This window comes from Streptomyces sp. NPDC050617 (genome assembly GCF_040654795.1).
Lineage (GTDB): Bacteria > Actinomycetota > Actinomycetes > Streptomycetales > Streptomycetaceae > Streptomyces.
This window is the reverse complement of record NZ_JBFAIS010000006.1, coordinates 241,064-253,208: the sequence shown is the minus strand read 5'-3', so window position 1 is coordinate 253,208 and position 12,145 is coordinate 241,064. Positions and strand designations below refer to the sequence as shown.

General features: G+C 71.7%; 12 protein-coding genes. 5 read left to right on the top strand and 7 right to left on the bottom strand.

Features of this window, described 5'->3' with window-relative positions; all coding sequences use genetic code 11:
* Positions 1-13 precede the first annotated feature (13 nt).
* Positions 14-613 (bottom strand): TetR/AcrR family transcriptional regulator, encoded by a 600-nt coding sequence (locus tag AB0I49_RS11325; RefSeq protein WP_363226633.1) that lies wholly within the window; start codon positions 611-613, stop codon positions 14-16.
* A gap of 2 nt (positions 614-615) precedes the next feature.
* Positions 616-1,311: a type 1 glutamine amidotransferase domain-containing protein gene (locus AB0I49_RS11320; RefSeq protein ID WP_363226632.1), complete on the bottom strand. Its 696-nt coding sequence runs from the start codon at positions 1,309-1,311 to the stop codon at positions 616-618.
* Between the two features lie 164 nt (positions 1,312-1,475).
* On the opposite strand from AB0I49_RS11320, the gene AB0I49_RS11315 reads away from it, so the two are divergent.
* Positions 1,476-2,432: a LysR family transcriptional regulator gene (locus tag AB0I49_RS11315; RefSeq protein WP_363226630.1), complete on the top strand. Its 957-nt coding sequence runs from the start codon at positions 1,476-1,478 to the stop codon at positions 2,430-2,432.
* Positions 2,433-2,514: 82 nt separating this feature from the next.
* On the opposite strand, the gene AB0I49_RS11310 is transcribed toward AB0I49_RS11315, so the two are convergent.
* From AB0I49_RS11310 to AB0I49_RS11300, 3 genes are all read right to left on the bottom strand, one after another.
* Positions 2,515-3,504: a zinc-binding dehydrogenase gene (locus AB0I49_RS11310; RefSeq protein ID WP_363226629.1), complete on the bottom strand. Its 990-nt coding sequence runs from the start codon at positions 3,502-3,504 to the stop codon at positions 2,515-2,517.
* Between the two features lie 20 nt (positions 3,505-3,524).
* The gene (locus AB0I49_RS11305) at positions 3,525-4,658 is read right to left on the bottom strand and encodes a glycosyltransferase (protein ID WP_363226628.1); all 1,134 of its coding nucleotides are present in this window, start codon (positions 4,656-4,658) and stop codon (positions 3,525-3,527) included.
* A 188-nt stretch (positions 4,659-4,846) separates the two neighbouring features.
* On the bottom strand, positions 4,847-5,143 hold the full coding sequence (locus AB0I49_RS11300; RefSeq protein ID WP_363226627.1) for a hypothetical protein: 297 nt from the start codon (positions 5,141-5,143) through the stop codon (positions 4,847-4,849).
* Between AB0I49_RS11300 and AB0I49_RS11295 the strand changes: the two genes are divergently transcribed.
* Positions 5,142-7,223, top strand: a complete 2,082-nt coding sequence (locus AB0I49_RS11295; protein WP_363226626.1) for an AAA family ATPase — start codon at positions 5,142-5,144, stop codon at positions 7,221-7,223. The genes AB0I49_RS11300 and AB0I49_RS11295 overlap by 2 nt on opposite strands.
* Positions 7,224-7,325: 102 nt before the next feature.
* Here AB0I49_RS11295 and AB0I49_RS11290 read toward each other — a convergent pair whose 3' ends face one another.
* Complete coding sequence (locus AB0I49_RS11290; protein ID WP_363226718.1) at positions 7,326-8,261, bottom strand: LysR family transcriptional regulator; 936 nt, start codon at positions 8,259-8,261, stop codon at positions 7,326-7,328.
* A gap of 276 nt (positions 8,262-8,537) precedes the next feature.
* Between AB0I49_RS11290 and AB0I49_RS11285 the strand changes: the two genes are divergently transcribed.
* Positions 8,538-8,861, top strand: coding sequence for a putative quinol monooxygenase (locus AB0I49_RS11285; protein ID WP_363226625.1), 324 nt, complete (start codon positions 8,538-8,540; stop codon positions 8,859-8,861).
* Positions 8,862-9,087: 226 nt separating this feature from the next.
* Entirely contained in the window at positions 9,088-9,924 is an 837-nt protein-coding gene (locus AB0I49_RS11280; protein WP_363226624.1) for an SDR family oxidoreductase, read from the top strand.
* A 69-nt stretch (positions 9,925-9,993) separates the two neighbouring features.
* Here the strand turns inward: AB0I49_RS11280 and AB0I49_RS11275 are convergent, their stop codons facing one another.
* Positions 9,994-10,701, bottom strand: coding sequence for a TetR/AcrR family transcriptional regulator (locus AB0I49_RS11275; RefSeq protein ID WP_363226623.1), 708 nt, complete (start codon positions 10,699-10,701; stop codon positions 9,994-9,996).
* A gap of 407 nt (positions 10,702-11,108) precedes the next feature.
* Here AB0I49_RS11275 and AB0I49_RS11270 point away from each other — a divergent pair, with 407 nt between their 5' ends.
* Complete coding sequence (locus tag AB0I49_RS11270) at positions 11,109-11,987, top strand: helix-turn-helix transcriptional regulator (protein WP_363226622.1); 879 nt, start codon at positions 11,109-11,111, stop codon at positions 11,985-11,987.
* The last annotated feature ends 158 nt before the right edge of the window (positions 11,988-12,145 follow it).

Genomic DNA, 12,145 nt, shown 5'->3' with positions numbered 1-12,145 from the left:
TCTGTGGTCACAGTCATTTCCTGGGGGAGGGGAGGGGCAGGTGGTGCGAGCGGGCAGCGGAGCTCACCGGCACGCCCAAGAGGCCGGTCAGCAGGGCGTCCACGGCGGGGCCGAAGAGCCGCTCGGCGTCGGGCGCGGACTCCAGGCCGATGACGAGGGCGACGCAGATCCGGGCGGCCTCGGCCGGCTCCGTACCGGCCGCGGTCCCCGCCTCGGCGAACAGCTCGGTCAGCAGCCCGTTGACCCCGCCGGTGAAGCCATGGCACACGTCGCCGAACCCGCGCGCCTTCTCGTCGAGGAGTTCCGCCGCGTGCGGGGAGTCCTGGGCCAGGCGGCGGACCAGGCCGAGTTTGACGGCCAGGACGCCGCGGATGCGCTCCGCGTCCGGGGCGTCCCCGGCCGCCGCCCGCCGGGCCCGCGCGAGCGCCTCGGCGTGCAGCCGCTCGGCGAGCTTGCGGAAGGCGTCGTCCTTGCCGCGGACGTACTGGTAGACCGCCGACCGGGACACGCCCATGGCGGAGGCGATGTCGTCCATCGTGGTGCGCCGCACGCCGTACCTGGTGAGGCACTCGTACGCGGCGTCGAGCACCTCGGGGAGCCGGTCGGAGGCCACCCTCAGGCCAGCTTCTTCAGGAGCTCGGCGGCGAGCGGGGCGGAGGACGCCGGGTTCTGGCCGGTGACCAGCGTGCGGTCGGCGACCACGTACGGGGCCCACGGCTCGCCCTCCCGGAAGTCGGCGCCGATCTCCGTGAGCCGGTCCTGAAGCAGCCACTTCGCCCGGTCCGCGAGCCCGGCCTGGCGCTCCTCGGCGTTGGTGAAACCGGTCAGCCGGTACCCGGCGAACGCGTTGGAGCCGTCCGCCTTCGTGGCGGCGAGCAGCGCGGCCGGGGCGTGGCACACCACGCCGAGCGGCGTCCCGGACTCCAGGGCCGCGACGAGCAGCGCGCCGGAGTCGGCGTCCACGGCCAGGTCCTCCATGGGGCCGTGGCCGCCGGGGTAGAAGACGGCGGCGTAGTCGGCGAGGTCCACGTCGGCCAGCGCGAGCGGCCGGCGCAGCTCGGTGAAGGAGGCGAGGGACGCGGCGACGCGGTCGGCGCCCTCCTGGCCGCCGTTGGCCTCCGGGGCCAGGCTGCCCCGGTCGACGGTGGGCACGACGCCGCCCGGCGTGGCGACGACGATCTCGTGCCCCGCCGCCTTGAACGCCTCGTAGGGGGCGACGGCCTCCTCGGCCCAGAAGCCGGTCGGGTGCTCGGCGCCGTCGGCCAGCGTCCAGTGGTCGGCGCCGGTCACAACGAAAAGGATCTTCGACATGGTGTCTCTCCGAGGGTGCGGGCCCGCGCGGGACCCAAGAGGGTACGGAGCGCGCACACCGGCGGTCCGGCTGGACGCTCTGACACTTCCTGCGCGGAACGTCAGTGTGGCGATGGACCGACCGTAAAACGGCCGACCCATCGAAAACCAATAGGGTGGCCCATATGGTCCATAGAATTTCCGATGACCCCGCCGAAGCGGAGCAGCCCCCCGCCGCACCGCTGGACCTGAACCTGCTGCGCACCTTCCTGGCGGTGCACCGGTCCGGCTCCTTCACCGCCGCCGCGCGCCTCCTCGGCCTCTCCCAGCCGACCGTCACCACCCAGATCCGCGCCCTGGAACGGCAGCTCGGCCGGGAGCTCTTCGAGCGGCTGCCGCGCGGCGCGGCCCCCGCCCCCTTCGCGGACGCGCTCGCCGCCCGGATCAACGACCCCCTCGACGCCCTCGCCGCGGTCACCGGACACGGCGGGCCCCTCGACGGAGCCCCCGCCGAGCCCGTACAGCTGGCGGGCCCGGCGGAGCTGCTGTGCCACTGCGTCCTGCCGTCCCTCGCGCCGCTCACCGAGCGGGGCGTCCGGCTGCGCGTCGCCACCGGAGCGACCGAAACGCTCCTGGACGAGCTGCGCGCCGGCCGCCACGACCTGGTCGTCGCCACCACCCGTCCGCGGGATCGCACCCCGGCGCCCGTGCCGCTGGCCGACACGGAACTCGCCCTGGTGACGGCCCCCGAATGGGCCGACCGGATCGGCGGCCCCGCCCGCGTCGCCGCCGACGGCCCGGCGCCGCTGCACACCATCCCGCTCGTCGGCTACGCCCCGGACCTGCCCCTCGTCCGCCGCTACTGGCGGCACGTCTTCGGCAGGCGCATCACCTGCCAGGCCGCCGTCACCGTCCCCGACCTGCGCGGCGTCCTCTCCGCCGTCACGGCGGGGGCCGGCTTCTCCGTACTGCCCCGCTACCTCTGCCGCGACGCGCTCGCCTCCGGCGCCCTCGTCCTCCTCCACGACCCCGAGGACGCCCCGATCAACACGGGCTACCTCGTCCAGCGCCCGGGCTCCACGGACAACCCCCACGTCGCCCTCGTCCGCGACCACCTCCAACGCGCCGCCCGCGCCTGGTAACGGCGCCGGACGGCCGCCGTACGGGCCGCGGCCACCGCCTGCACCAGGTCTGCCGCGGGCCGCCCTCCGGCACGCGCGGGCCTTACCCGGGAAGCAGCACCACCTTGCCCGTGGTGGCGCGGGACTCCAGTGCACGATGGGCCCGCGCCGCGTCCGTCAAGGCGTACGTGGTGAGAGCCGGGCGCAGCCGTCCCGCGGCCGCCTCTTCGAGGGCGCGCCGTTCCAACGCGCGGATGCCGCCCGGCAGCGCGAACAGGGTCGGGCCCGCCACGAACTGCGACGAGATGCCGCGCCTGGCCAGCTCCTCTGCGGGGAGGACCGCGAAGCTGCCCGGGTCGGAGGCCCATCCGTAGTACAGATGCCTGCCTCCGGAGGCGAGGCTGCGCATGGCGGTGACGCCCGTCCGGCCGCCGACGCCGTCGAACACCACGCTCGCGCCATCCGGGCCCACGGCCTCCGCCAGCCGCGCGGCCCAGCCGTCGGCCGTGTAGTCCACCACCGCGTCCGCGCCCGCGGCGAGAACCTGCTCCGTCTTGCGCCGGCCGCCGACGAGTCCGACCACGACGGCTTCCGCCCGCCGGGCCGCCTGCACCAGCAGGGCGCCCATCCCGCCGGCCGCGGCGGTGACCACGACCGTGTCACGGGCGGTGAGCCGCGCCTGGTCCAGGACGCCGACCACCGTACGGCCGGTGCCGATCATGGCGACCGCCGCCGCGGCGGTGAGCGAGGAAGGGAGTGCGTGCAGCGACGCCGTGTCCGCCACCGCGAACTCGGCGTATCCGCCGGAGCGTTCATGACCGAGGTAGGCCACCACCCTCCGGCCCAGCCAGGAGGGATCGACCTCCGCGCCGATGGACTGGACGGTACCGGCGGCCTCGCGGCCCGGTGTCATCGGCAGCTCCAGCAACGGGAGTCCAAGGTCCGAGCCGGCTCGCAGGAACGTGTCCATGAGGTGGACCCCGGCGGCATCGACCTTGATCAGTACCTCGTCGGCGCCCGGTTCGGGCCGGTCCACCCGTTCGTGACGCAGCATGTCGGCGGGGCCGTAGGCGTACTGGCGTATCGCGTACATGTGAAGACCGTCCTCTACGTTCAGCGCCCGGTCGGCGCGATGCGGGCGAGCAGCATGGCGAGGACGTCCTCCGCCGTGTGCGTCTCGGCGATCAGCTTCGAGGCGGCGGCCGCGGCCTCGGCGTACGACGGGTCGGCGAGTACGCGGCCGACGGCCTCGCCGATGGCTCGCGGTTCCGTCACGACCACGGCCGCCCCGATGTTGGCGGTGCGTTCCGCGTTGACGGGCTTGTCGAGTCCCAGGGGGAGGATCACCATCGGGGTGCCCGAGCCGAGCGCCGCCAGGACCGTTCCGGCGCCGCCGGAGGAGACCACCACGTCGACGCCGTCGAGCAGACGGCTCATGGGGACGAACCCGGCCAAGTGCACGCGCGAGGTGTCCACGCTGAGGCTGTCCGTGTCCGCGGCCGGGTTGACCGCCACGATGGTGTTGACGTCGTGCGCGCCCAGCGAGTCGACGATCGCGGCCAGGGCGTCCGCGTCGTCGACGATGGTGCCCAGGGTGACCAGGACGCGCGGCAGACGGTCGCGGCCGGGGAACTCCGGCCGCGACCAGGAGCCCGTCTCCGTCTCCGATTCGTGGGCCTCCGGGCGCACGGCGATCCGGTCCGGCGCCGCCGCCCAGTCGTCCTGCTGGAGGCACGCGGGCCAGGGGTCGACCGTGGCCACCGGGTCGGTGGGAGTGATGCCGCGCTTCCGCATCCGTTCCGCGGCGGCGGCATCCATCGCCTCGCGTTGAGAGCCGTCGACGGCGATGCCGACGGCGTGGGAGGCCCACGGCACCCCCAGCCCGGCGGCCACCGCCGGCCCCAGGTAGTCCACGTAATCGGACACGACCAGGTCGGGACGGAACTCCCGCGCCGCCGCGAGCGCCTCGTCGATCCCGAGGTCCACCCGGGCGCCGCCGAAGAACTCGCCGACCGTCGCCGCGCTCGTATCCGTTGCCGCGTTCGCACCCGTACGGCGGTGCACCTCCAGCATGATCTCCTCCAGGCCCGCTCCGGCGGGCAGGACCTTCGCCGGCGCGACCACGTCGGCCATGGAGCCGTGGGTGAGCACGGCGGTGTCGTGCCCCTCCTTCCGTGCCGCCCGCTCAAGGGGCAGCAGCGGCAGGAGGTGCCCGTAGGCGGGCGTGCCGGAGAACAGAATGCGCATGGTGGTTCGGTCTTCCTGTCGGATCGGGAGATCGGGAGATCGGGAGATCAGGAGTCGGGCGCCGCCGAGGCTGTGCCCTGCCACGGGGGCGGGGCACGCGCGGACACGCGCCACGGCCCGCGACAGCCGGGGCGCCGACGGGCGGCCGGGGCGGTCCACGGGGCGTGACTCTCGATCATTGTGCGAGGTCAGGACGGTGAAACAGTGCTCATACGGTGCTCACTCGACGCTGACATCATCCGCTTCCGCTCATCGCCGGCCCGCCCCGCAGGACTGCTCGACTCTGCCCCGCAGGACCGCTCGACCTCGGTGATCGTGCCGCTTCTATGCTGGTGACGGCGGCGCGCTTCCCAGCGGGGGGTGCGCGATTCCCTTCCCAGGACCAAAGCCAGCACCAAGACCGGGACCAGCACCAACACCAAGACCAGCACCAGCATCAGGACCAGAACCGGGACCAGCAAGGCATTGATGAACGCGAACGGCATGATGAGACTCGGTGACCGGCTGAAGAAGACCCGTCGAGACTCTTTCATCGGTCGCGACGAGGAACTCCGGCGTTTCGGCAGAGCGCTGGACGGCGGCCTCGACGCTCCTCGCGTACTGTTCCTGCACGGCCCGGGAGGCGTGGGCAAATCCGCCCTTCTGCGGCGCTTCGCCGACGAGGCGGAGCTGCGGAACCGCCCCGTCGTCCAGGTCGACGGACGTACCGCTCCGGCCGACGCGCAGGGCTTTGGCCGCGCTGTCGGTCCCGCGTCCGAGGATCCGCGTGCCGTGCTCCTCATCGACACCTTCGAGGACCTCGGGCATCTGGAGACGTGGCTGTTCGACGAGTGCCTGCCCTGCCTGCCGGACGGCACGGTCACCGTCGTCGCGGGCCGCCAGGCGCCCGACCCGGTCCGGCTCGCCGACCCCGCGTGGGCCGATCTCCTCGACGTTCTGCCGGTGACCGCCCTCGATCCGGCCGAGAGCCGCCTCTTCCTCCAGGGGCGCGGGATCCCCGAGCCCCTGCACCAGGACATCCTCTCCTTCACCGGCGGACATCCGCTGGCCCTCGCCCTGGCCGCCGCCGCGGCGGTACGGCACACCGGTCCGGCGCCCGGCGCCGACCACGCGGTCGCCGGGTCGCCCGGGCAGGATGTCATCGCCGCGCTGCTGCGCCACCTCGTGGGCGATCCCCCCACCCAGGCCCACCGGGCCGCCCTGGAAGTGTGCGCGCACGCCCACATCACCTCCGAACAGTTGCTGCGCGCCCTTCTCGGGGAGCGGGGCCGCGAACTGTTCGCCTGGCTCAGGGAGCAGCCCTACATCGAAACCACGGCGGCGGGCGTCCACCCGCATGACGTGGTCAGAGAGGCACTCGAAGCGGATCTGCGCTGGCGTGACCCGGACGGTTTCGCCGACCTGCACACCAGGCTCAGGGTGCATCTGCTGGAGCGGGTTCGCACGGCCGTACCCGCCCGTTTCCTCCACGCGGTGGGGGAACTCCAGTTCCTGTACCGCAGGGACGGGTTCATGTCCGATACGCACCGCTGGCACCCGTACGGACTGGTGGAGGATCTGCCCTGTCGCCCCGGCCACGAACCCGCGGTCGTGGAGCTGGTCCGGCACCGGGAGGGAACGGACTCGGCGCGCACCGCCGCCCACTGGCTCGCCCGGCAGCCCGAGGCGTTCCGTATTCAGAAGGTGCCGCCCGGCGACGACGTCGCCGGCTGCTCGGCGTGGCTCAAGCTGACGGCGTTCGACGGCGAGTCGCACGATCCGGTCGCGGCCGTGGCCTGGGAGCACGTCCGTCGGCACGGCCCGCTGCGGACGGGGGAACACATCTCCATGGCGCGCTTCCACGTCGGTCGCGGCACCTACCAGCGGCCTTCACCCGTGATGGACCTGGCGCTGTGGCGCATGTTCGGCGAGATCGTCCGGGACGAGAAGCTCGCCTGGACCTTCATCGTCATGCGGGACGACGGATTCTGGGACAAGCACCTGCTCCACTGCGACATGCGGCCCGTGGACACCGCGGTGGAGATCGGCGGCCATCGCTACCGCCTCTTCGCCCACGACTGGCGCCCCCTGCCCACGGCCTCCTGGCTGGCGGAGAAGACGGACGGGATGCTCGGCACCGCTCTCGCGGACTCCGCGACCGCGGGAGCGGGAACGGAGTCCGCGGGCAGGCAGGGCGGTGACGCCCTCGTGATGACGCACGCCGAGTTCACCGCCGCGGCCCGCTCCGCGCTGCGCACGCTGCGCTGGCCCGACGAGCTGGCCCTCAGCCCCCTGCAGAACAGCCGCCTCGTACGGGCCCACGCCATGCCGCTGGAGGACGTCCTGTGCAACGCCATCCACCATCTCCCGCTGGAGCGGGGAGGCGAGAAAGGTCACCGCGCCGCCCTGGCCGCGTTCGTCGAAGGGGCCCCGACCCAGGAAGCCGCCGCCCGGCGGCTGGGCCTGCCGTTCAGCACCTACCGGCGCCATCTCGCCGGCGCGATCGAGCGGATCACCGACATCATGTGGCGCCACGAGATCGACGGGACACCGCTGCGGCGACCGGGGGCGCCTGCCACCGGGTGAGTCCCGCGTCGTAGTCGTAGTCGTCATCGTGGTCGTGGTCGTAGACGGCCGCGGGGTTGCGGAGGGCTACACCAGACGCGACCGGACCGAGCAGCTTCACCCTCAGCCCTGAAGCCGTGCCGCCGGGCCTGTCGACACTGATGCGCTGTGGCGGGCCATCACCACGTCCGACACCTCCAGCGCGAGCCGGACGAACCGTGCGACGGCCCGGGAGGTGCTGGACTCGTGCCAGACCAACTGCAAGGTGTTGGGCGAGAGGTCCCGTACGCGCACCATCTTGACGCCCCATGGCTGGGTGTCCGCCGGCAGCACGGACCTGGGGACGAACGCGATCGCCTGCCCGAAACCGACCGTCGACAGAATCTCCAGGGAGTCGCGTATCGCGGGCCCTTCTCGCCACGGACGGTCGCGCAGGTCGGCGCCGGCCCCATAAGCACGCTCCTGCTCACTGGCCACCGGCCCCATCACCACCGTCTCCCCGTCCAGTTCGTCCAAATTCACCTCGGCGCGGCAGGCGAGCGGGTGGTCCTTGGGCAGGAGCGCGACACGGGGTTCTGTCAGCAATGTCTCGCTCGCCAGCCCCCATGCGCCGTACGGCGCCCGGATCAGAGCCAGTTCGCACCCTCCCGAGCGGACCGCTGCGGGCTGCGCCAGCGGTTCGGTGAACACCAGGTCCACTCGCTGGCCGGGCAGGCGGGCCGCGCACTCCTCGACGAGGCGGCCCGCCAGCCCTCCGTCACAGCCGCGTACCGCCAACCGAAGGGGTGGGCTGGTGTCCCGGGCCGCGCGCTGGGCCTCGCGGAGCGCGCCCGCGACACGCTCGTCGAGACCGGAGACCTCGGTCATCAGCACCCGTCCGACCTCGGTCAGTTCGACTGAGCGCGGCCCGCGGACGAAGAGTTCGGCGCCCACCATGTGCTCCAGTGACCGAATGGCGCGGGACAGGGCCGGCTGTGTCATGGACAGGTGCCGGGCGGCGCGCGTGAAGTTGCGCTCACGCGCCACGGCGAGGAAGTACCTGATCTGCCGAAGGTCCATGTCTGTCACTCACATAGCCTAAATTGCTGCGCTACCCAGGCATATCGGCCGAGCCTGCGCCGCCTCCACGGGGATCGGGGGCTCTCGCGATCCTTCGACCGGGTCGGGACAGAGTCCGTCCTGCGTCCTGTGCGCGGACCGGCGGCGCCGCATGCGCGGTTCCATGCCCGGCGGGCATGAGCGCCCATGCCGGATCGGAACTTCCCCGCCCGCGGGCCGGATGGTTCGCTGACTGTGCGCCGGACGGACCGGTGTGTACAGCAAGGGGCACAACCAATGAAACCTGTGATCGTGGTCGGGACGGCGCGGCTTCGGGCCGACCGGGCGGACGAGGCCCGGAAGCTCATCACTTCGATGGTGGAACGCTCCCGCCGGGAACCGGGTTGCCTGTCCCACGAGGCCCACGAGGCCGTGGGCGATCCGCTGACCCTGGTCCTCATCGAGAAGTGGGCCTCACAGCAGGACCTGGACAGCCACAATCAGGAGCCCTGGCTCGCCGAGTCCCTGGGCCGGCTGGTCGAACTGCTCACCGGCGCACCCGAGATCCAGGTGTTCACCCCGCTCGGTCACGGCACCGCCGACCAGGACACCTCGCGCTGACGGCTTCCACGCTTCCGCCTGCTCGACGCCGCACCAGGTGGCGTAGCGAGCGAAAGAGCAAGAGGCACGACGGAGGCACACGGAACCAGCGGTGACCGTTTCGGCGCAGTCGGGGTGGCGTCGCGTGACCGCTTCCGCTGCGAGTGCGGCGCTGACGTGCAGCGGGAACTGCCGTCCGATCTCTGCTGCCGAAGCAATTCGACAAGATTTATCGAGGTGATTCAACGTGACGGAAAACAAGGTCGCGGTCGTGACGGGGACTTCGAGCGGTATAGGTCTGCACACCGCGCTCGGCCTGGCGCGCAAGGGGCTGCACGTCGTCGCGACGATGCGCGACACCGGCCGGTCCGCCGATCTGCGGGCCGAGGCCGAACGCCAGGGCGTGGACCTGACGGTGCGGGCCCTGGACGTCACGGACCACGACGGGGCGCGCGCGTGCCTGGACGACGTGACGGCCGAGTTCGGGGACATCGACATCCTCGTCAACAACGCCGGCAGCGCGACCTTCGGCACACTTGAGCAACTGAGCGACGCCGCTCTGCAGAGACAGCTCGACGTCAACTTCCTCGGCGTCGCCGCGCTCACCCGGCATGTGCTGCCGTCGATGCGGAGCTCCGGCGCGGGACGGATCGTCACCGTCACGAGCAATGCGGGAGCCGTCGGCGAGCCGTTCATGGACGCGTACTGCGCCTCGAAGTTCGCCGTCGAGGGCCTGATGCAGTCCCTCGCGCCGGTGGCGGCCCGCTTCGGGGTCACCGTCAGTGTGGTCGAGCCCGCGGCCGTCGTGACGAAGATGATGGAGAACCTCGACACCGAAGCACTCGCCGTCCCGGACGACCCTTACCGTGACCTGGCGAACACGTTCTTCACGGCGGCGGGAGCGGCCATGGCGAGCGGGCAGGCGGCTCAGGACGCGGCGGCCGTGGTGGTCGAGGCGGCGACCACGGACACCCCCCGGTTCCGCTGGCAGACCTCCCAGGCCGCCGTCGATTTCGTCGGGCTGTCTCTCGCGGATCTGGACGGCGGCAACGTGCTTCGCGCCATGTCCACATGGCTGGACTGAGCGGCACGGGGCGAGAGAGCGAGGGCACGGGGGACGGTGCCGCCGTCTGCGAAGCGAGCTTCCTGCCGGTCAGGGGAGTTGGAAGGTGTCGGCCAGGAGCGCTGTCTGCACGTCGAGCAGGGTGGCGGGGTCGTGCCCCATGCCGGTGAACTGACCTGTGATCTCCAGACTGACCGTGCCGTGCATCTGCGGCCAGGTCATCACGGCCCCGGTCAGCGAGACGGCCGCGGCGGAGCCGTCTGCGGCCTGGCCCGTCCACTGCTCGACCCAGGCCGCCACCTCGGGCTCCTCACGCAGCCACACTTGTAGCTGCGTGAGGAGCGGGTCCACGGAGACCAGTGGCCGCCCCTGGGCGAAGACGGACAGGAACGGGCCCAGGACGGAGCGCGCCTTCAGCACGGTCTCGGCCGGCGCCGTGAAACCCGCCACGGGGGTGCCCTGGATGAGCAGGTACAGGTGCGGCTGGTCGAGAGCCCACGCCCTGTAGGCGCTGGTCAGGGCGTGGAGCGCGGCCCGCCCACCGCCTTCGGTGTCCACCGCGTGGACGGCTGCGGCCGCTCCCTGGTAGGCGTCGAGCACCAGCTCCGCCAGCAGGTCGTCGCGGCTGGCGAAGTAGCGGTAGAGCGCCGGGCCTGACAGCCCGATCTCCTTCGCGATCCGCAGGAGCGCCACGCCCTCGACGCCGGCGGCGGCGAGCTGCCGTACGGCCACTTCCTTGATTTCTGAACGGGTCTGCTCCCGGTACCGCGCACGCGGACTGTCCGCACGGACTGTCATTCCACGCCTCCTGTCGTTGTTCGCGCCGGACCGCATGGTCAGCTCATATCGTATGCGTCACCATATCGCTTTTGCGATAGAGCGAAACTCTCTCCTGTTCGCAGAAACTCATTCCAGGCGGATCTGGCAAGCAACCGCCGGACCAGCTCCAGTCCGATCCGACGAGAGGCGCAGGTGCCGAACCAGGTGGCGGGAGCGATGGTGGCAGGCATGAGTGTTCCTCTTCCGTAAGCGCTGGATGGGAAGCCGGACCACGGCTGCTGTTCCGGCGCTGCCTCAGGCGTGAACCGCCGCGGAGCGCCCTTCGAGGCCATGCCCTGTGCGTCGTCCTAGGCCGCTGCTGACTGGACCTGACAGACCCAGTTTTAGGCGGCCATCAGCGCTTTTCGTGCCACAGACTTGATCCTATGGCTTCCGTCAACCGCGAACTCGCCGATTTCCTCAAGCGCTCCCGCGCCCAGTGCGACCCCGAGCAGGCGGGGCTGCCACCGGACGGACGGGTCCGGCGCGTGCCGGGACTACGGCGAGAGGAAGTCGCCCTCCTGGCGGGGGTCTCCGCCGATTATTACGCCCGTCTTGAGCAGGGCCGCCCCATCACTCCGTCCCCTGCCGTCGTCGAAGCCATCGGGCACGCCCTGGGACTGGACGAGGCAGGCATGGCCCACCTCAAGAACCTCGTCGGCATCACCGCCACCCGCCCCCCGGCGCGTACGCCCAGCGTCCAGCGCCTGCGCCCCGGGCTCCACCGGCTCCTCGACTCCCTGGACAGCGCCGTTCCCGCCCTCATCCTGGGACGCCGGTCCGCCGTCCTGGGGGCGAACCGGATGGCCAGAGCCCTGTTCGCGGATTTCGACGCCATGCCGGCCACCGAACGCAACTACACCCGCTGGCTCTTCCTCGACGAGGACGCGCGCGACCTGTTCGTCGACTGGGAAGTGCAGGCCCGCGCCGCGGTGGAGAACCTGCGCCTGGACGCGGTCCACGCAGCGGAGCGGCAGGCCACGCAGGCGCTCGTTGCCGAGCTGCGGGAACTGAGCGACGACTTCGACCACTGGTGGCAACAGCATCGCGTGCACCAGCGCACGCACGGTTCCAAGCGGCTGAGGCACCCCTTGGTCGGCGAACTCACGGTGGAATACGAAACTCTCGCACTTCCCGGAGACACCGAGACCACCCTGTTCCTCTACACCGCCGAACCCGAGTCGGCGTCCGCCCAGGCGCTGAGCCTGCTGGCGTCGTGGACCTTGGCGGAACCGTCGACCTCTCCGGCACGGACGCGCGACTGATTCGGGGAGCGCCATCTGTCTGCCGGATTACCGCAGGTGTGCTGATCGGTCAGGGGGGGTGCGCGCCGTGGCGGGCTGCGGCGCAACCGATGCCCCTTAACTCCGACGGCTACAGCGACCAACTTTAGTTATGGTGTATAACTGAAATGTGTGGCGAT